Source organism: Syntrophomonas sp. UBA5494 (genome assembly GCF_002426325.1).
Genome location: NZ_DIPG01000019.1, coordinates 1 through 19,858 on the forward strand (window position 1 = coordinate 1; position 19,858 = coordinate 19,858).

Genomic DNA, 19,858 nt, shown 5'->3' on the forward strand with positions numbered 1-19,858 from the left:
TAAGTCCGCCAAACTTAATGGTTAAATCCTTAAGCTCCAGAATCCTTGACACCGCTCGCACCTCCTTTTTTATATGCCGCCCTGGAAAAGCGTTGCAGCAATCTTTCGAACATGGCTATTATTCCCTTGGGCTGATAGATAATAACCAGAAGAACAATCATGCCGTAAATGAACAGATGCAGACCCATTAATTGCCCGCCCAGATAGAAACGGATGATTTCACTTACTAATGAAAGAATAATTCCGCCGATGACCGGACCCAATACAGTGCCTGATCCACCGACGATACTTAAGAAAACCATCTGGGTGGACATACTGCCGCCGGCAATGGCGTTAGGCTCCAAGTATCGGATCAAAACCGCATAGAACACGCCGCCAAGTGCGGTTAAAAATGCGCTTAGCATAGCAGCCATCAGTTTGCTTTTGCGAACATTAATACCCATGGCGGCCGCTGCATCCTCATCTTCTTTTAAAGCGATCAGATAGTATCCCAGCTTGGAGTTTTTGATCCAGTACGATACGGCAATGACCAGGAATAGCATAAACAGAATTATATAGTAATAAGGCATCTTGGAACTAAACTGCAAGGCTGCGGCAGAATCTCCCACCATTTTCACGATCAGGCCTTCAGCGCCGCCAACCCTAAACGGCCCCAGCTCCTGGGTGCTGTTGATAAGAACCACTATTCCTTCGGAAATCGCTACTGTGGCAAGTGCGTAATAAGCGCCACGCAGGCCAAACGTAGGGTATCCGATAATAACGCTGATTAATACCGCGGCTCCGCCTCCGATAAATAATCCCAGCCAGGGCGAAAGTCCGTAAGTATTGAACAGCATCATCGTGATATAGGCGCCGGTAGCAGTATAAATTCCATGTCCTAATGAAAGCTGTCCTGCGAATCCGCCTACGATGTTCCAACTTGAAGCCAGATAAGCCCACAACAGGCACATGATAATAACATGCAGATAATACGGTCTTGTAACCATCATGGGAACAAGCAGTAAGACTATAATCAGGCCAGCCAATAACAAGTATTTTTTATCGATATTCACCATCTCACCTACCAATCATAGCGGGAGCCAAACATTCCTGACGGCTTGACGAAGAGCACCAGCAGAAATACCGCGTACACCAGGACTACGGTCAGGGTAGCAGTCATATACTGGGCGCCGATGGACTCAATCATACCAATCAGGATGCCGCCCAAAATGGCCCCGGGCACACTACCCAGTCCGCCCAGAACTACCACGATAAAAGCTTTGGTCATGAACACTTGTCCCACCGAGGGATGCACATAATAAAAGGGAATCAAAGCCACCGCAGCTACAGCCAGCAATGCCGTGCCCAGTCCAAAGGCTATGGCAAATGTTTTTGGTACGTTAATTCCCATTAATGCGGCTGCATTGCGATCCTGGCCGGTAGCCCGAATTTTTCGGCCTATTTCGGTTTTTTGCAGGAATAACCAGAAAACCCCGGCTACGACTAAAGCAATGATCAATCCATAAAACCGTGCGGCGCTCACCGTAACCGCTCCCAGAGCCAGCGTCTGGTCGGAAAAACTGGTTTTAGCCATTACATAATCGGCGCCAAAAGTCATTAAGGCCAAATTCTCCAGTACTATGGCCAGGGCTGCTGTTAAGAGTAATACGCTCACCGGTTCGCGGACATTTTTTTCCGAATCAAGCACCGGCTTAACCAGGAAGCGTTGACAAAGATAACCCACACAAAACATAATCGGCCCGACCAAAAAGATCAATAATACAGGATTAAGGCCGGTCAGTTTCCATATCCAATATGAAGTCATCATGGACAACATCAATAAGGCGCCCTGGGCGAAGTTAATGATTCTCATGATCCCGAAAATCAGGGTAAGTCCCAGCGCGATAAGACCATATATGGCTCCCATGCTAAGACCATTAGCGACGACTGACAAAAATCCCACCTAGGTTTACACTCCTTTCCGTAGGGAGGAGGGAGAGATTGGCCAGGGTATGGCCAATCCCCCGCTCGTTAGTTGGGTATTATTTACTTGCTCCTGGATATGGCCATACTATTTGTGAACCAACGCGGGCTTCTTCCTTGGGCCATACTGTTACACGTTCCATTTTGCCATTTATCTTTTGATACTGGCATATTACCAAGGGGGCATTTATCATCTGACCGGTTTCGTCAAATTTGGTTTGGGCAGCATACATCTGGGTTACGCCTTTATTGATATCAGTAGCTGCCAGGGCCTCCCGGATCTTTTCGGGTTCAGCCGAACCCGCCCTTTCCAGAGCATCTGCGATGATATGCATCCCCACATAGGCTTTAACCGCTTCGGCGTTCATGGCATAGCCGTATTTTTCTTTAAACTTCTGATTAACTTCCTGAGAGGACGGACGGTTGACATCCGGTTCCCAGGTGGAAATATCGAAATAATTCTCGCTGGCATTTCCGGCCAGGTCATAATAGGTGGGATCGGCAAAACCGCCGCTGGTGCCGATAAATGCCAACGGTTTGACCTGATGCTCAGCGAATGTCTTGGTTAATAGAGCGGCATCGGATACATAAGATACCATCATAATGATGTCGGGGTTTAGCTGTTTAGCTTTTAGAACTACCGGGGTGAGGTCTGAAGAATTAGTGGGATACGGTTCTTTCATAACGATTTGCAAACCGGCTTCAGGAAGGTATTTTTCCCAAGCGGTTACGGCGCCCTGACCCCAGGCGGTATTCTCATATATCAGACCAACGGTTTTTACCGGTGTATTGTAAGTCTCAGCCATTTCGGTGATAAATGTGGTCTGATCCCGGTTGCGCCAACTGGTCTTTTCAGCCAGACGGAAGACATATTTAAAACCACGTTCAGTAATCTTGTCTTCTGAAGGAACATCAACAAAGTATGGAACCTTATAACGCTCCGCTACTTCAGTCGACGGCATGGCCACTCCGCTCTGATAGCACCCGGTTAAGAGCGCGACCTGCTCCATGGTGATCAAACGTTCGGCTTCGGATACGCCAACCGCCGGGTCGCCTTTGCTGTCGGCATATATCATTTTAATCTGGGCGCCACCCATAGATTTGATGCCGCCGGCTGCGTTAATCTCCTCAATAGCCATATCACGAGCCTGCTGGCCAATTTTGCCCAGAGGAGCGGCTGAACCTGATAATGGAAGAATAGTTCCTATCTTGATCTCTTTAGCTTTATCAGAACTATTGTCTCCGCCACAACCTGCAACTAGAGAAAGCAGCATAACCATGGTTAGTAACAAACCGATAATCCTGGCACTTCTTTTCCTCATTCGATAAGCCTCCCTTTAAAAATAAACTCAACCTGTTGTTCAAGTATTGAGCACAAGAAGGTAGTGCTTCTTCGACATCACCTACCTTGGCAGTTAGAATTCGTCACTTACAGCACCGCATCTACTTATAGAGCGAAATAAGTCCTAAGAGTATCATTCCTAATCTCAGCTCTAAAATCAGGGTGAGCAATGTTAACAAGGGCCTCTATTCTTTGTTTAACTGTTTTGGTTTTTAAAGCAGCTATTCCATATTCTGTAACCACATATTCAACATCATGTCTTGAGGTAGTTACAGCGGAACCTCTGGTTAGAACTGATACGATCCTGCTAGCCTGGCCTTTCTGAGCAGTTGCAGGGAAGGCAATGATTGATTTGCCCCCGGGTGAGCGGGCCGCACCGCGGACAAAATCGACTTGTCCCCCAACCCCGCTGAATTGCAGCGGTCCCAGTGTATCAGCCGCAACCTGCCCGAGTACATCAACCTGAAGAGCAGAGTTTATGGCCGTCATTTTGTAATTCTGCGCTATTACAAAAGGATCGTTAACATAGTCTTCAGGGTAGAGATGTATGGCGGCATTCTCATGCATCCAGTCATATAATTGAGGAGTTCCCATAACAAAATTGGCTACCACTTTACCCGGGTGCAAGGTTTTTCTCTTGCCGTTAATAACCCCGGACTCGACTAGACCTCTGACGCCATCCGAGAATAATTCAGTATGCACGCCTAAATCATGCTTTTCGTGCAGAAAGCCCAGGATTGCGTCCGGAATAGAACCGATACCCAGCTGCAGAGTGGCGCCGTCTTCAATAAGCGACGCCACATTCATGCCGATCTGCTGTTCAACCGGGGTTATAACCGGAGGTTCAAGTACGATTAATGGCGCTTCCGCAGGTACGAAACAATCAATCTCGCTAATGTGCAACAAAGTGTCTCCGTAGGTTCTCGGCATATTGGGGTTGACCTGAGCAATAACCGTCTTGGCAGCACGTGCGGCCTGAATAGTATAGTCTATAGAAATACCAAGGGAACAGAAACCATGATTATCCGGGGGAGTTACCGTAATCATGGCAACATCCAACGGAATCTTACCGGACAGGAACAAACCTGGTATTTCCGAGATAAAAGATGGGGTATATTCGGCGCGGCCTTCGGCAATAGCTTTTCTGGTGGGAGCACTGCTGAACAAAGAATTTAACCTGAAATGCCCCTGCATGGCCGGGTCGACATAAGATGACTCACCCATGGCTACCCGCTGAACGATTTCCACGTTTTCCAGCTCCTCAGCCCTGTCAATCAGGGCACGGGTTAAAACCTGGGGTTCTCCGCAAGCATGCCCCAAAATTACCCGGTCACCCGATTTAACGCATTTCACTGCCTCAGCAGGGGTTCTGACCCGATCACTGTAAACGTTTTGCCAATCTAACAACTTAATTTACCCCTTTTAAAAATTTATTCACCATTAATAATGCAAACAGTATGCCAACGAAATTTTCAGCACTCCCCCAGCCTATTTGTGATTGCAATAACAATTTCTTTAATCCAGATATTCCGAAAATGAACCGGTTCTGTTTCAGACCCGGCAGCATTATCCGGTAGAATCCCCATATTATCGGGGTAATTAGGTATTGATTCATTTTGTGTTCACTTTTACTCCTATGACTCATTATTGGGTCATGAATTACTCCACTATGCCTGCAATGCTCTACCGCAGTTAATTTATTCCTTCACCAGGCGCAGAAAGTATCAATTTTAAACTTTAAAAGATATCGGCCGTCTACGGTTCCCTTACGGTTTTCTCATTAGAAGACCTGCTTACCACAGATAACATTTCCATAAAAAAAGGCTGGTCGCCTGACCAGCCTTTATAGCTGTATTAATTAATAGGTTTTATTTAAACTCAAAGCCCACTATATTGTTGGGATCCACCAGTTTGAGGGCGGCCAACTCTTCTTCGGTTGGCGGATCCATGACCGGAACTTCGGTCTGTTCGATTTCCCATCCGGTATTTTCCTTTACCTCTTCCAGAGTAGTGTACGGGAAAATACAGTCGACTTTCAGATACTTCTCGCCAACCGGCTTCTTGAATATGCCGAGAGTCGTTATGACTGTAAATTCTTTTTCCAAAACGGGAGCAGTGGTGGCAAAATCAACGTGCTCGATGAAAGTACGCTTATCATGCTGTGGTTTCCAGATGATGGTTTTTTTGGTTACCGGAGTAAGGGTAGCGCTTCCGGCTCCTCCAGGTCCTCTCAGTTTGGGATTGTCATAGGTTCCTCCCAGATAGGACATGGCAATGCGGCCTTCTTTATCCATCTGCAGGCAGGACAGGAAGGCGATGTCTCCTTTGCCGGATGCGTAGAGGTCAAAAATCTCGTCCAGACCGAAGGCAGCTACTGAGCCTTCATAAGTGTTGGCGGTCAAAGTCGACGCCACTGTGGGCGGTCTGAGATAATCATGGTCCACCCCGTCAGACAGGGTGACATAGGTGAAATTCTTGCCCAGGGCCTTGGCAGCTTTCATGGCCACCATAGGGGTTGAGGAAGCCAGGCCGTGGAATACGATATCACCATCGGATATTGCTCTCATTATGGCAACAGCCATCATTTCAGCTTTTCCATATTCCATTGCTTACAGCCTCCCTTCCAGCATCGAATCCGCATATTGCGGTACTTGGCCCTCTTTTACAGCCTTTTGGTAAGCCTTGTGTTTGGGCCACTCCACGGCTTGATATTCCGGATAGCATATGCCAGGTTTAGCGCCACCGGGCAGTTCTACCACAGCTTCAACCAGGAAATGAGGGATGGCGGTTAGTTTGGGTTCTTCTTTCATGCGATAGGTTCCCACAATGCGTTCAGTGGTAACGATGGTCTTTTTAGCCGCTCTGGCCAGGAGGGCATCCTGGTAACTGGGCCCCAGAATGCGGCAGTTGCCGTAAATGTCGGCTTCCTGTACATGCACAATCGCGTAGTCAGGCACCAAGGCTTTTACGCATACTACTTCGGTACCATCAAAGGGGCTCTTCATGACCTGGAAGAATTCGGGGCGTTTAGCCACCAGATCACTTCCCCACATACCGCCGACAGGAAGGAAAGGAACTCCATAAGCTCCCGCACGGAGAGCATGAATTATAGCGGTTCAGGAGCCTTCGATAGCCTTGGCTTTAGGCTCAGCTCCTTCCATGGCTTTGCGCATACCAGGGGCTAGCCCAGCTTCGTTTTCCAGGCCGAAGAAGCCGAAATAGGCGGTGTCTGCCTGGAAAGTTGAGAACAGCATATCGGATGCCAGACCCGGGGCGGCTCCGACCACCTTGAGCTCTTGGAGCGGTTTTTTGGTCAGGGCCAGGGAGAATAACGACGGGGTACGGTGCATGCCGTTTCCGCCAATAGCCAGCATCATCCCGTCCTTAATCAGGTCAGCGGCCTGACTAAGTGACATAGTTTTGTCGTACATTGATTTCCCTCCTTTAGGTAGATTTTATTAATTAGGCTTTTTGGTGTCTCTTCTGGGTAAACATTATCGCCACAGCCACTACCAGTGCAATCAGGCAGAACATGAAAGCTGATCTAAAGCCTGAGGAGGCAATAATTTTGTTCACTACCGGTGCCTTCGCGATGATTATGGACGTAATCTGTTGGAAAGTCGCGCCGCCAACAAAAACAAAGGTGTTCAAAAATCCTGTTGCGGTACCCTGTACTGCAGGCTCGACGTTTTCTTTAAGATTGCCGTACATAACCACGAACCAGCCATTAAAGAAACCATACAGGAACATCATCACACTGATGGCGCCTTTGGAAAGAGAATCGACCATGAATACCATGGGCAGCCAAACCAGAATAGAGCAAATCAGCCCCAAAACTACAACTTTCCACTTGGATTTGAGAACCTTGTCAGCGATTATGCCTGACAAAGGACATCCAAACACCATCCCTAAGGCGACCAGGCTGATGATGCTGCCGGCTTCGGATTTGGTCAGACCATACACATTGATCAGCCAGGGACTGGCCCACAGGCCCTGGAAAGCCATGATGGTGCCATACCAGATGAAGAAGGCGATAATGATGGTCCACACATTCCAACTCGAGGCCGTCATGGAAATGGCCTGGCCGATCGAATACGCTGAAGAGGCTTTGGGTTCAGGGCGGCCTTCAATCTGCGCCGGGGTGGCTCCGCCTACCTCACCAGGTTTATTGCGGATAACCAGATAGGCCAGAACAGCCACGGCGATAGATACAACACCGACTGCAGTCATGGATGCTCTCCAACCGATGCCGGACATCAATGCCACCAGGGGTGCGGCAGCAGCTAGAGCGCCGACATTGCCCACTGCCAGAAGGATGCCGGAGTAGGTGGCAAACTCGGTGGATTTGAACCAGTCCGCCAAAAAGCGCATGGCCGGAACATAGACAAAACCTACGCCGAAACCCACCAAGAAGCGTCCCGCCAGAGCCATGTTGAAGGAACCAGCCGCTGCAAACAGCAATGCGCCCGCACCGGCTACAGCCATAAAGATTGCCAGTGTGCCTCTGATACCGATACGGTCAGCCAGTATGCCGGCCGGTAACTGCCCCAGGGCGTAGGCCCAGAAGTACATGGACCCAAACAAACCCAGGCTGGAAGCACCGATATTGAAGGCGGTAGTTAGTTCCGGAGCCATAACGGAAGGCGACACCCGGTGGAAATAAACAAAGAAGTAGGCGAGGGCTATCACCAGAAATATTACATAGCGATAGGACATAGTTTTTTGGACTGCTTGGGGCGAGAGATTAGAAGCGTTATCCATTCTTGGTCTCCTCTCTGATTTATTTCCCAGCCTTTCCGGGGAGAAGCATAGCCCCCCCCGTATGGCCCGGGAATTACTTTATTTCTTGCGTAGCGAGCCGGTTTCGTCCACAGCCCTCAGATTTTCCAACTCTTTTTCAGTCGGTTCGGGAACCATCTTGACATTGGGCGAGACTTTGAGATCCCACCCGGTGTTCTCGATGATCTCTTCAACTGATGAGAATGCGAAATAAGCGTCCAAGATGAACTCTTTGGTCACCGGGTCGGGACGCAGAATCCCCAGGTTGGTTACAATGGCGCTGGGTCCGCCGCCCGGGAAACCATATTTCTTACGGTCTTCACCACCATTGAGATAGCCTGGTGAGGAGATATAGTCAACCTTGTCGGCAAAGCGTTTCTTCTCATGCTGAGCCATAATAAGATACTTCTTGGCTCCAACTGCGATTTCATTGGCTCCGCCGCTGCCGTTTAAGCGTACTTTGGGCAGGGTATATTTCCCGACCTTCCAGGGCTGAGTTCCTTCAGTCCAGATGCCGGTGGTATTCACATTGCCGAATTTGTCTATCTGGGCCGCGCCGATAACCGCGTTGTCGACCCGTCCTGAGGCAACCAGCATACCCAGAGCGTCGATGGCATTGGTAAAGCTGGTGGCATTGGCAGAGATGCGGTTGTCTTCGATGCCCCAGGGCAGTCCGCCCACCGGGGTCGAGCCATATACTCCGCCTTCGGTAAAGGCGATCATGTTGGGGGCATGGTTTCTTTGCGCGAAGAATCCCGCCAGCATGCTGAGTCCTACTCCGAATATAGCCAGTTCTCCATCACTAAACTCACGTCCGGTGGCAATGGCCATCATTTCATTTTTTGAATAATCCATGTTATTACCTCCCTCCCATCAATTCCTTGATCTCGGCGTCGCTCTTGATCCATTTACGATAGGGATCCACCAGGAAATTGGTGGCGGATTTAGAAAGCTGATCAACTTTTTCTTTGCCAATGACATTCAGGAATTCTTCGGGAGTGCTGTAGGATTTGACATATTTATCGATGTATTCTACGGTGCCTTCCTCGGTTTTGAGCATCTTGTTCATATAAAACATATGCTCTTCATCGCTGTCGTAAACGCCCGTGGAACAGGCCGGCCAAACGCCCATCGGCCAATAAACAACGGCGTCAACGACCAGGTCGGGAATGCGAACCAGATTGGGGAACTGCCGCATGCAGTCGGTATCCACGATATAGTCAGCCTGGATAACCACTTTTTTGGCAGCGCGGGAAAGTTCGAAACGGCTCCATTCCGTGCCGAGCATAATGGAGTTGCCGTAGATGTCTGCCATGGTGACATGGATGCAGGCCACATCGGGGTTAATGGCCTTCATAGCGCCCATGGAAACGCCGGTGAAAGGATCTTTTATTTCAGGAATTTTTTCAGTATTGGGATATGCATCGGGTTCATCGGCGGAGCACCATTGCTGGTCGGAACCCCAGCTCACGAAAGTAGGAATGAAGGGCCAGCCCATGGCGCCTGCGAACAAACGATTGGGTATACCGCCATTGGAATAGTCCTCCAGGATAGTCTTGCCGCTTTCAACAGCCCTTTTCAGTCCGTTGGCAAAGCCGTAGACTTCCAGTCCGGAAAACCCAACTTCTATTCTGGCTACGCCGCCAGCAGCTGCTAACAGATTTGATCCTTGCGTGTTACAGTTAGAAATGAGATTGACGTTCTTAACGCCCTGACGAACCATTTCACGGAAAAAGGCGATACAATCGGATCCTACCGGAAGTGCACCGCCGTGCCCAAAGGTCATACCATCCCAGGTATATTGAGCGACAGCTTCTTGCATAGTGATCAACTTGTTTTTCAATATAATCCCTCCCTTTTCAGGCGGTCTTTTTGTTTTCTTTGTTCTATAGTTCGAGTAGAATATAGTGTGGAATGTTTTTTTGGCTGGCTGTAACCTGCAGGCGGCCTTTTTTTTCACCTCCATTTAACTTGATTAATAGGGCAGCACAGTCCCCGCTGCCCTATAATACCTTTCCCTGCGGGCCGGGTTCACCATACCGGGAATACTGGTGCGTTATGCCAATCCTTTACTTTTAAGTAAAGGAATCGGTGAATTGAATAGTTTATTTATACCCAATTGACCTGCTTTATACCCCAAAGCCAGGCCCATTAATTGGGTAAAATAAATGATCGGCATGCGGAAATTCAACCCCATCGCCTTTTGGCGCATATCCAGATTACTCTGGCACATGGGGCAGGCTACAACGATGGCCTCCGCTCCGGCTTGCCGGGCGGATTTCAGCACCTGTCCTCCCAGGTCCAAGACGATACCGGTGTCGGAAGCTGCATATCCTCCGCCGCAGCATTCGGCCTTGTGTCCCCAGGTAACGGTTTCCGCCCCTAGAGTCCTTAAAAGATTGTCTAAAGATACCGGCTGTTCAGCGTCATCAAATTCCACTATTTGCCGCGGGCGGGTAAGAAGGCAGCCATAATAGGCCGCCAGTCGCAAACCTTTTAAGGGCTTTACAACTTTTTGCCCAATGGCATCAAGGCCGGTTTCCTCAACCAGCAGCTGCAGCAAGTGCTGCACCTCGGGCTTGACCGGGGCCTCGGTTTGCAGCATCTCTTTGACATCTGCCTGCATCCGGGGATTGTTCCGGATCTCATGCGAGGCTGTTTTTAAACGGTTAAAACATCCCGCGCATACTGCGGTAACCCGGTCCAGATTCATCTGCTGGACAATGCTGAGATTCCTGGCTGACAGCCCCACCGCCAGGGCGTGGTCAACACTGTGGGCAGCGGTTGCGCCACAACAATTCCAGTCTTCTATTTCTTTAAGGTTTATATTCAAGTGCTTGCATACCAGGCGGGTGGAGAGATCGTACTCGTGAGCCATGGAATGCAAGGAGCAGCCTGGAAAATAAGCTACATTCATTTCACTTCCCCCTTTTGCCCTGGCTTTTTATGAAAAAGCCGCCGCACCTTGTCCATCTTTTTGACCCGGGCCGGGAACGGATTCAGTTTGCCTTTAATAAACATCTGCGGGCCCAATTCGGCATTATTAAGATATTGTCCCGACTTGAGATTATAATTGAGGATGAGATACAATTCTGACACCCGGCCAATTTTATTCACTTGATCCAGCATAAGATTGTGGAACAGCTCCACTGTAGGCCGGGTGGCCGGTATTCCTCTGGCAACAGCCCTCTCCCGCAGGTAATCCATGATGCGGGCAATGTCAATCCCCGAGGGACAGCGGTCGACACACAGCTGGCAGGCTACACAGCACCAAAGCGCATCCATGTGCAAAAGTCTTTCTTCATCCCCAACTTTGATCATCTGTACGATTTTGCGGGGGGTAAAATCAAATATATGGGCATTGGAACAGCCGCCGGAACATTTGCCGCATTCCAGGCAGCGTTCAATCTCTATCCCGCAATTCTGCAATAATTCCTGGCTCAAGCTGTGGTCCGTTTCATCCAGCTGCAGAGCTTTAAAATACTGGTTTACTGGTGAAGTTGTTGCATTCATCGGCACTCCCCCCTTAATCGGCCTGATTCAATACGGCCATAGCCTGTGCGGCTGCAGCCGCCCCCTGCTGCAGGGCTCCCAGGGTTTCCACCGCAAATCCGCATGACCCGGCCAGGAATACGCGCTCCTGAACCTTCACCGGTTCAAAAGGCTCGGGCTCGATAAAGCCGTATGGATCGGTGTGCAGGCCGAACATTTCCGCCATTTCCGCGGTGCCCTGGCTGGGACGAATCGCGGCGGCCAGAACGATGTAATCAGCCCTGACCTCTACAGGGACTCCCATTAAAGTATCTTCGCAGCGTATTAACAAGCGTCCATCTTCCGGCAGCACTTTGGCAGGGCGTCCCCGCACATAACGGACATGCTTATCTTCTATGACTGAACGCACGAACTCTTCATACTCTTTCCCGCTAGCCCGGTAGTCCATATAAAACACATAACTTTTGGCATCCGGCAGCAAGTCCTTAACCAGACCGGCCTGTTTAGCGGTATACATACAGCATATCTTGGAGCAATAAGGGTAGCCTTTGGCCCGATCCCGGGAACCGACGCATTTAAAAAAAGCTACCACCGGTGCTTTTTGGGGCTTCTGACCAGCTGACCATTCTTTTAAAACCGCTTCGAATTCCAGTGAATTTAGTACATTAGGAAAAGCCCCATGACCATATTCACCATATCCGGAAAGATCCATCAAATCAAATCCGGTGGCTATAATCACTGCACCTGCTTGAAGCTCTTCTACGGCTCCGTGGTTATTCTTGATTTGTACCCGGTAACCGTTTTCGGTCTTTTGGCATCCGCTGACGACGCTTTCCAATAAAACCTTAACCGCCGCACACTTTTCCAGCTCCTTAACCCGCGGCTCCACGAATTGGGCCGGGTCTTCCCAGCGGGGAAAACTGCTGGCCAACTGATTGAGAACTCCGCCCAGCCAGTTGCTTTTTTCAACCAGAACCACAGGATACCCGGCCTGCCCCAGTATACGAGCCGCCTCGATCCCGGCTGCCCCCCCCCCGATTACCAGGGTTGATTGCTCTTTATGAATTCCCATCACTGTAAGCTCCTTTCCCCAATCCAATCCGTTCCAGAACCCCGTTGAGAGGTACGGTATTTGCTGCAAATCCTAGTTTATCTAAATCAACACCCAGGGCCAGGCCGATCAGTTGGCCCAAATCCATCACCGGAATGTTGTACGGTCCAAATCCGCGGGCTGCCAGTTTGGGCTGTTCGCGATCCAGAGCCACATTGCATCCCGGGCAGGTGGTGGTGATTAATTCCACACCTTCCTCCTTGGCGCTGTCAAATTTACGGCCCAAATGAGGCTGAACCACGCTCTCCGCGTGGGTAAAACCGCGCCCCACGGCATAACCGCAGCACATGCGGCGTTCTTTATAAAATACCGGAGTTGCGCCCAGGGCTTCGTAAATTTCCTCATGGAAAGTGGGCAGATCGCCGTCGTCCAGTATCCCATACTGCTGCGCCAGATAATGGCAGCCATAATGGCTGGCTATCCGCAAGCCATTCAGGGGGCGGACCACTTTGGCCCGGATTTCATCCAGCAGCAGATAATATAACTCTTGCACGTGGAATATTCTGACCTTGCCCTGATACTCATATCCCCACTGGCCGATGGCATCATTGGCCATCTTCATATAAGTGGGGTGGTGTTTCAATATATGGGACAGCTCGGTATTATAACCGAAACAGCCATTGCAGAAGCAAAACATGTCGAGTCCATATCTTTGTTCCACAATGGAAAGATTTCTGGCCGTTACCGCCAGGGACGGCTCCGGAGTATGCCCCGAGCAGGTCAGGACATAGCCGGAGCAGCAGGTCTGATCAGGATCCATGACCACTTCTATATTCAGCTTCTTCAATATCTCTTTAATAGCGCTCTCAGTGCCCGGGTACTCCATACTGCCGGTGCAGCTACGGAAAAGAAACAGTTTTTCCGGCTTGGTACCCAGGCGCTCTTGCGGTGTGACGACCCCGGGACTATTCATTGACAATTCTCCCTTCCCGATAACTCATGCGCAACGGCCTTTGCTCGCTTTTTTCCAGATTCTCCATATACTCTTTAGCGCCGGTCTGTTCAAATATGGCCCGGTATTCAGCAATGGCTTTTGCGGAGACCTCAGGCCATGGTTCCGCGCCAACCCCTGACCTAAGCCGCATAATCTTCTCAATACCCTTTTGGCCAGGGACAAAAGTCAAGCCCTTTTCCATAGCTCTGAAGACAAATTTGTTGATACCTGTCACATACTTTTGCCCGTATCCGTTCTCCAGTGCCATATAGCGCAACTGCATCATCAACAGGGGATAATTGATATCCACCGGGCAGACCCGGTAGCAATTGGCGCACCACAAACAGCGCCAGATTTCCTCGCTATCCAGCAGGCGGGTTACACTGCCTGATAACACGTCATTAATAATCGCTCTGGGATTATATGAGGGAGTGATGGCTGCTACCGGGCAATTGCCTGTGCACTTGCCACACTGCAGGCATTGCTCTAAGTTTTCCACCAGGTGGTAGCGATCCACTTTGTGAATGAGTTCGGGATCCCACTCCCGGTCATGCTCTCTCGGCATTTGCATCGCTCCTTTATAGTTTGGGATGGCGGCTGGTTGGCTCTATCGTTATTAGTGTGCATAAAACATGCCAACTCATACAAAGCCCTATATTTCACAAGTTCAGCCCCAATGACAATAAAAAAGTGTCAGGTTTCGGGCTTTTTGTCCAAATACCTGACACTTTATCGACTGTCAAAAATCAAAATGACGCAATAGATTGGCTTACCTGTTAATAATTTAGTTCATTTCCACAAATGGTCGTCTTCCGCTCATGCCATAGGAATCTTCATATCTGACTGGGAAGGTTTGCCCTCTATATTCAGCGCTTTCATTTTATAGTAGAGCGTACTGCGGGGGATGCCTAAAATATGGGCTGCTTTAGCCTTGTTATAATTGGTTTGCTGCAGGGCTTTAGTTATGGCTTCACGCTCATGATGATCCATGAGATTATCCAACTGGGTTGTAGTTATCACTTCACGCTGGCTATGGCTGACCGCGGTTTTTCCCGGTCCCCGCAGCACATCGATAACTCCGGCTTCTTCCAGGGACAGGGGAGTGACATAGTCGTCCTCCATAAGTATAACCACACTCTCCAGGAGGTTTTGCAGTTGGCGGACATTGCCGGGCCAATGGTAATCCTCCAGCATTCTCATCACCTCACGGTCAATACCCTTGATCTGGCGCCCGTATTCCATGCCCAGCTTCCGTAAAAAGAGTCTGGTCAATCCCGGGATATCATCCTTTCTTTCCCTCAGCGGCGGTATCTCCAAAACCACTACGCTAAGGCGATAATACAGGTCGCTGCGGAAGAGTTTTTGTTCCACCAGTTCCGCCATGTTGCGATTGGTAGCGGCAATAATACGTACGTCAGCGGTAATGGGTGTAGTTCCGCCGACTCGATAAAACCTTCTTTCCTGCAAAACCCGCAGCAGCTTGGCCTGCATATCCATCGGCAGCTCGCCGATTTCGTCCAGGAAAAGGGTGCCTCCATTGGCCAGCTCAAACTTACCGGCTTTACCCGCGCGGTGGGCTCCGGTAAATGAGCCGGATTCATAACCAAACATCTCGCTTTCAAACAGATTCTCGGGAATGGCGCTGCAGTTGATCTCTATATAGGGCTGTTTGGCCCGTTTGCTATGGTTATAGATCACCTGGGCCATTATCTCTTTTCCGGTACCGCTTTCTCCCTGAATTAGAACGGTAGCATCGGTTCCGGCCACTCTTTTGGCCTGTTGTAAAACGTGGCGGGTATCCTGGTTGACAGTATAGAATTGCTCGTCGCCGAGCAAATCCTGCGTTCCTATGATACGCTCCAGTTTTCTTACTTTAGTCTGGGCTCTTTCCAGATTATCAATTAATTTCCGGATATGACTGACGTCCAAATTAGTGCAAACCGCGCCCAGAATGGCTCCATCGGAAAAGACCACCGGAACTGCATTACGAACGATATACACCCCATCATCCAGTTCGGTCAGGACATTTTGATAACACTGCATATTGGAAATAACCTTGAGCAACAGGTCATCCGGGAAATAATCCGCCAATTTACAGCCTACGATTTCCTGGGCGGCAATGCCGAACATTTTCTCGGCGCCTGTATTCCAAAAGCTGACCCGGCCATCGCAGTCGATTACCTGAATGGCCTCGGCAATATTTTCCAATACCGAATACATATGTTCGCCGAGCATTTCCAACTTGGAAGAGAAACCATTGCATACATCCCGGGCCGTCAACAAGCCAACCACCTCGCCGCCATCCCTGATCACCGGGAGACGGCCTATCTTTCTCATACGCATAATATCTCGAGCTCTGGCCAGGTCTTCATCTTCAGTGGTAGTTATTATATCGCGGCTGCAGAGGCTCTTAATGGGAACATCCTGGGGCAGCCCATTGGTGATGGTTCGCACCAGGGTCTCTCTAGTAACCAGGCATACGAATTTCTTTTCATCATCGACCACTATCACTTCACCCCAGTGATTCTTAAGGATTAACTCCACTACGGTTTCCACCGGGGTATTATGGTCAACCAGACCATAATCCTGTGTCATCGCTTCTCCAACGCGGAGATCCGTTATACGTAGATCCGGCATTCCAATCACTCCCTTGTCATTGCCGTATCATACCTTGTTACTATTGTCACTTTCAATAATAATAACTTTGTCGGTATTTTGTCCAATAAAAGTCGTAAACCATGTATGCTGAAGTTCCTCTAGAATTGATGTAATGGCAGCTTTTGAGCGAAGTGGCAGGGAGATTTGTCGAAATATTCTGTAAAATTATTCCTATTTATTTAATTAAACCAAATTCAGTCCTGTGCCGCTTTGTCAGCCCCCACTATCGACTCAAGCAACAGCTGGGCATGCTTTGTTCTGGCTTCCAGATCCTTAAGGTCGACGCCCGTGATCTCTCGAATGTATCCTCCCAACAGAACCGGAAACGATAATGTGCTCAATAAATGCAAGGTTCGTAAGCATAAAACATCTTTATCCATTTCCGGCCTGACTCTGGCGATGGTTTCCTTTAAAAGTTCAATTCCTTCGGTTTTAAGAAAGGTCATATATTCGATATGTTGATCCAGGGGCTTGTTATGAATGGCATGATTAATCATGTTTCTAATTATATCGGGATACTTATTAATGATTTCAGTATAATTGTATATGAATGTAAGCAGCCGGTCTTCAACATCATCATCAGTCTGTTCCTGAAGTAAAGCAAAGTTTTTTCTCATTTCATCGGTAACCTCAGTCAAAGCGGCGTTAATGACTCCGTCTTTAGAACCAAAATGATAATTCACCGCCGCGACGTTTACGTTGGCCCGAGAAGCGATTTTGCGGATAGTGATATTCTGAAATCCTTCTGCAGCGATAATATCCATGGTTATATTGATGATCTTTTGTTTGGTGGTCAGATTCTCATCAGACTTATCCATAATAAATACTCTCTGAAAACATGTTTTGGTTTAAGCATAGAACATCACGAAGATGTCTTCAACAGCTTCAATATTCATTGACAATATCCGGTATCTAACCTACCATTAAGTCACAGTTGATTCAAACATTGTTTTAATTTCCTGCTCTTGGGGGAGGGTAAACCGATGCGCAACTGTATGCGTCTGGGGCTGGATGTGGGTTCAACCACAGTGAAGGTCGTTATATTGGACGAAAACGATCGTATTGTCTATACAGATTATAAGCGGCATTATGCAGAAACCCAAAAACACACTATCGAATTACTCCGGGATGCTTATAACCACATCGGCAATCAGCCCTTCACAGCAATGGTGACTGGATCCGCCGGATTATCCATATCTTCCTGGTTGGGCGTTGAGCATATACAGGAAGTTATAGCCTGCAATACCGCCATAGGGCGGTATATTCCCCACATCGATGTAGCCATCGAATTAGGGGGAGAAGATGCAAAAATCACCTTTTTTCAGGACGGCCCGGACCAGCGAATGAATGGCATCTGTGCCGGCGGAACCGGGGCGTTTATCGATCAGATGGCAACCCTTTTGGGAACCGATGTTAATGGTTTAAATCAGCTGGCCAGGCGAGCCACCGCCATTTATTCAGTAGCTGCACGTTGCGGTGTTTTCGCCAAGACCGACATACAGGTTTTATTAAATGAAGGCGCCAAGAAGGAAGACATCGCCGCTTCGGTATTCCAAGCCGTAGTCAATCAAACCGTCAGCGGTCTGGCCTGCGGCAAATCCATCACTGGCAACGTGGCCTTTTTAGGCGGGCCTCTGTCTTTCCTTTCAGAATTGAGAAGAAGATTTCAAGAAACCCTGCAGCTAGATGACAAAGAGGCTGTATTCCCCCCGTACAGTCAGTTTTTCGTGGCCCTGGGGGCTGCCTTGGCTTCCCAATCAAGCCCGATGATCCGTCTGGCCAGTCTTATTAAACGCCTGGAAAAGATTGATTTATCCGATTATCAACAGTTCACTCACCTCAAGCCCCTTTTTGAAAGCCAGGAAGACTATACCCGTTTCCGTGCCAGACATCAACAGAATAAAGTACCCCGACGGGACTTGGACACTTATGGCGGAGACTGCTATTTGGGAATAGATGCTGGCTCAACGACTACCAAAGCCGCACTAATCGATGCCAGCGGTCGCCTGTTGTACTCCTGCTATACCAATAACACCGGCAGCCCTCTTGATTCAGCCCTTAAGATTTTAAGGGATTTGGCCAGCTGCTTGCCGGCAGCGGCTAAACTGGCTTATACAGCAGTGACCGGGTATGGGGAAGGGCTATTAAAAGCCGCCCTGCATATAGATTTGGGAGTAGTTGAAACTGTGGCCCACTATCGTGCCGCGCATTTTTTTGACCCACAGGTTGACCTGATTCTAGACATCGGCGGGCAGGACATGAAATGCCTGCAGATAAAAGACGGCATTATTGACAACATCTTGCTTAACGAATCCTGCTCTTCAGGATGCGGCTCCTTTATTGAGGGTTTTGCCCATTCATTAAACTTGAGCGTACAGGATTTTGCCGCCCTGGCTTTGCATGCCAATGCACCAGTAGATCTAGGCTCACGCTGTACGGTTTTCATGAATTCAATGGTAAAGCAAGCTCAAAAAGAAGGCGCTTCAATCGGTGATATTTCAGCCGGGCTGTCATATTCGGTTATCAAAAACGCTCTGTTTAAAGTGATTAAGATGAGAAATCCCGAAGATCTGGGGCAGCGGATTGTGGTTCAAGGCGGCACCTTTCAAAATGACGCGGTTTTGAGGAGTTTGGAGAGCATCTCCGGCAAAGAGGTCATAAGACCGGACATCGCATCAATAATGGGCGCGTTTGGGGCAGCGTTGATGGCCAGAGAACAGAGCACCACAGGGAAAGCGAGCTCTCTTTTAGGGGCCGACCAACTGGAGGGCTTTTCGATCACCACCCGCCTCAACCGCTGCGGGGGTTGTGAAAACAACTGCTTGCTGACCATTAACAAGTTCCCGGGCGGAGGCCGGTTTATCTCCGGCAATCGCTGTGAGAAACCGGCAGCCAAAGACCGGCAGCACAAATCTATACCCAATATTTTTGACTATAAATACCAGCGCCTCTTGAATTATAAACCGTTAGCTGCAGAGGCGGCTTTTAGGGGTACTATCGGTATTCCGATGGTTCTCAACATGTATGAAAACTACCCGTTCTGGTTTACCTTTTTCACCGCACTGGGGTTCAGGGTGGAGGTTTCACCGCGATCTTCCCGGACACTTTATGAACTGGGCAGCAATACCATCCCCTCGGATACGGCCTGTTTTCCAGCCAAGCTGGTTCATGGCCATGTCGCCGCTCTAATAAAACAAGGTATAAGACGGATTTTTTATCCCTCCATCATACATGAGCACCGAGAGCAGACCGGTGCCAATCATCATTTTAACTGCCCTATGGTCATTTCTTATCCTGAAGTGATCAAAAATAATATGGATATCATCAGGGAAAATGACGTTGTTCTAATGAATCCCTTCCTGCCCTACTGTGATCGAAAGAGGCTGATTATTCGCTTGCATGAAGAACTTGACCGCTTTAAGATATCCAAACCGGATATAGCCCGGGCGGTTGATTTGGCCTGGGAAGAAGACCGGCGTTTCAAAGCGGACATCCGGCGTCAAGGCGAGGAGATCCTGGCTTATCTTGAGCAAACCGGGAAGCAAGGCATTGTTTTAGCCGGCCGTCCTTATCACATAGA

General features: G+C 49.0%; 18 protein-coding genes. 1 reads left to right on the forward strand and 17 read right to left on the reverse strand.

Annotation, left to right across the window (positions count from 1 at the left end; all coding sequences use genetic code 11):
• Positions 1-29: 29 nt before the first annotated feature.
• From B3W37_RS02210 to B3W37_RS02290, 17 genes are all read right to left on the reverse strand, one after another.
• Positions 30-989: a branched-chain amino acid ABC transporter permease gene (locus tag B3W37_RS02210; protein WP_483171578.1), complete on the reverse strand. Its 960-nt coding sequence runs from the start codon at positions 987-989 to the stop codon at positions 30-32.
• 71 nt (positions 990-1,060) lie between these two features.
• Entirely contained in the window at positions 1,061-1,942 is an 882-nt protein-coding gene (locus B3W37_RS02215) for a branched-chain amino acid ABC transporter permease (RefSeq protein ID WP_483171577.1), read from the reverse strand.
• A gap of 79 nt (positions 1,943-2,021) precedes the next feature.
• Positions 2,022-3,284: an ABC transporter substrate-binding protein gene (locus B3W37_RS02220; protein ID WP_483171576.1), complete on the reverse strand. Its 1,263-nt coding sequence runs from the start codon at positions 3,282-3,284 to the stop codon at positions 2,022-2,024.
• A 125-nt stretch (positions 3,285-3,409) separates the two neighbouring features.
• On the reverse strand, positions 3,410-4,717 hold the full coding sequence (locus tag B3W37_RS02225; RefSeq protein WP_483171590.1) for an acetyl-CoA hydrolase/transferase family protein: 1,308 nt from the start codon (positions 4,715-4,717) through the stop codon (positions 3,410-3,412).
• Positions 4,718-5,172: 455 nt separating this feature from the next.
• Positions 5,173-5,910 carry a CoA-transferase subunit beta gene (locus B3W37_RS02230; protein ID WP_481042610.1) on the reverse strand — a complete coding sequence of 246 codons (738 nt, stop codon included), beginning with the start codon at positions 5,908-5,910 and terminating at the stop codon, positions 5,173-5,175.
• Positions 5,911-5,913: 3 nt separating this feature from the next.
• The gene (locus B3W37_RS02235) at positions 5,914-6,414 is read right to left on the reverse strand and encodes a CoA transferase subunit A (RefSeq protein ID WP_483174644.1); all 501 of its coding nucleotides are present in this window, start codon (positions 6,412-6,414) and stop codon (positions 5,914-5,916) included.
• A 6-nt stretch (positions 6,415-6,420) separates the two neighbouring features.
• Positions 6,421-6,735: a hypothetical protein gene (locus B3W37_RS02240; RefSeq protein WP_481042608.1), complete on the reverse strand. Its 315-nt coding sequence runs from the start codon at positions 6,733-6,735 to the stop codon at positions 6,421-6,423.
• Between the two features lie 31 nt (positions 6,736-6,766).
• Positions 6,767-8,065, reverse strand: coding sequence for an MFS transporter (locus B3W37_RS02245; protein ID WP_481042606.1), 1,299 nt, complete (start codon positions 8,063-8,065; stop codon positions 6,767-6,769).
• Between the two features lie 78 nt (positions 8,066-8,143).
• Entirely contained in the window at positions 8,144-8,938 is a 795-nt protein-coding gene (locus tag B3W37_RS02250) for a CoA-transferase subunit beta (RefSeq protein ID WP_481042604.1), read from the reverse strand.
• Positions 8,939-8,942: 4 nt separating this feature from the next.
• Positions 8,943-9,926, reverse strand: coding sequence for a CoA transferase subunit A (locus B3W37_RS02255; protein WP_483171574.1), 984 nt, complete (start codon positions 9,924-9,926; stop codon positions 8,943-8,945).
• Positions 9,927-10,139: 213 nt separating this feature from the next.
• Complete coding sequence (locus B3W37_RS02260) at positions 10,140-11,000, reverse strand: CoB--CoM heterodisulfide reductase iron-sulfur subunit B family protein (RefSeq protein ID WP_483171573.1); 861 nt, start codon at positions 10,998-11,000, stop codon at positions 10,140-10,142.
• The gene (locus B3W37_RS02265) at positions 10,997-11,596 is read right to left on the reverse strand and encodes a 4Fe-4S dicluster domain-containing protein (protein WP_483174642.1); all 600 of its coding nucleotides are present in this window, start codon (positions 11,594-11,596) and stop codon (positions 10,997-10,999) included. Before B3W37_RS02265 ends, B3W37_RS02260 begins: the two co-directional genes overlap by 4 nt.
• Before the next feature lie 13 nt (positions 11,597-11,609).
• The gene (locus B3W37_RS02270) at positions 11,610-12,647 is read right to left on the reverse strand and encodes an FAD-dependent oxidoreductase (RefSeq protein WP_483171571.1); all 1,038 of its coding nucleotides are present in this window, start codon (positions 12,645-12,647) and stop codon (positions 11,610-11,612) included.
• Positions 12,634-13,599, reverse strand: a complete 966-nt coding sequence (locus B3W37_RS02275) for a CoB--CoM heterodisulfide reductase iron-sulfur subunit B family protein (protein ID WP_483171570.1) — start codon at positions 13,597-13,599, stop codon at positions 12,634-12,636. Before B3W37_RS02275 ends, B3W37_RS02270 begins: the two co-directional genes overlap by 14 nt.
• Complete coding sequence (locus tag B3W37_RS02280; protein WP_481042592.1) at positions 13,592-14,185, reverse strand: 4Fe-4S dicluster domain-containing protein; 594 nt, start codon at positions 14,183-14,185, stop codon at positions 13,592-13,594. Before B3W37_RS02280 ends, B3W37_RS02275 begins: the two co-directional genes overlap by 8 nt.
• A gap of 251 nt (positions 14,186-14,436) precedes the next feature.
• The gene (locus B3W37_RS02285) at positions 14,437-16,257 is read right to left on the reverse strand and encodes a sigma 54-interacting transcriptional regulator (protein ID WP_483171569.1); all 1,821 of its coding nucleotides are present in this window, start codon (positions 16,255-16,257) and stop codon (positions 14,437-14,439) included.
• Positions 16,258-16,472: 215 nt separating this feature from the next.
• The gene (locus B3W37_RS02290; RefSeq protein WP_483171568.1) at positions 16,473-17,096 is read right to left on the reverse strand and encodes a TetR/AcrR family transcriptional regulator; all 624 of its coding nucleotides are present in this window, start codon (positions 17,094-17,096) and stop codon (positions 16,473-16,475) included.
• Between the two features lie 165 nt (positions 17,097-17,261).
• Between B3W37_RS02290 and B3W37_RS02295 the strand changes: the two genes are divergently transcribed.
• The coding region (locus B3W37_RS02295; protein WP_483174643.1) for an acyl-CoA dehydratase activase at positions 17,262-19,858 on the forward strand (2,597 nt) is incomplete at its 3' end.

Coding starts and splice junctions, on each gene's coding strand:
- B3W37_RS02210 (WP_483171578.1), bottom strand. CDS start 989: ATGATGGTTACAAGACCGTATTATCTGCATGTTATTATCATGTGCCTG.
- B3W37_RS02220 (WP_483171576.1), bottom strand. CDS start 3,284: ATGAGGAAAAGAAGTGCCAGGATTATCGGTTTGTTACTAACCATGGTT.
- B3W37_RS02230 (WP_481042610.1), bottom strand. CDS start 5,910: ATGGAATATGGAAAAGCTGAAATGATGGCTGTTGCCATAATGAGAGCA.
- B3W37_RS02240 (WP_481042608.1), bottom strand. CDS start 6,735: ATGTACGACAAAACTATGTCACTTAGTCAGGCCGCTGACCTGATTAAG.
- B3W37_RS02245 (WP_481042606.1), bottom strand. CDS start 8,065: ATGGATAACGCTTCTAATCTCTCGCCCCAAGCAGTCCAAAAAACTATG.
- B3W37_RS02250 (WP_481042604.1), bottom strand. CDS start 8,938: ATGGATTATTCAAAAAATGAAATGATGGCCATTGCCACCGGACGTGAG.
- B3W37_RS02260 (WP_483171573.1), bottom strand. CDS start 11,000: ATGAATGTAGCTTATTTTCCAGGCTGCTCCTTGCATTCCATGGCTCAC.
- B3W37_RS02265 (WP_483174642.1), bottom strand. CDS start 11,596: ATGAATGCAACAACTTCACCAGTAAACCAGTATTTTAAAGCTCTGCAG.
- B3W37_RS02270 (WP_483171571.1), bottom strand. CDS start 12,647: ATGGGAATTCATAAAGAGCAATCAACCCTGGTAATCGGGGGGGGGGCA.
- B3W37_RS02275 (WP_483171570.1), bottom strand. CDS start 13,599: ATGAATAGTCCCGGGGTCGTCACACCGCAAGAGCGCCTGGGTACCAAG.
- B3W37_RS02280 (WP_481042592.1), bottom strand. CDS start 14,185: ATGCCGAGAGAGCATGACCGGGAGTGGGATCCCGAACTCATTCACAAA.
- B3W37_RS02285 (WP_483171569.1), bottom strand. CDS start 16,257: ATGCCGGATCTACGTATAACGGATCTCCGCGTTGGAGAAGCGATGACA.
- B3W37_RS02290 (WP_483171568.1), bottom strand. CDS start 17,096: ATGGATAAGTCTGATGAGAATCTGACCACCAAACAAAAGATCATCAAT.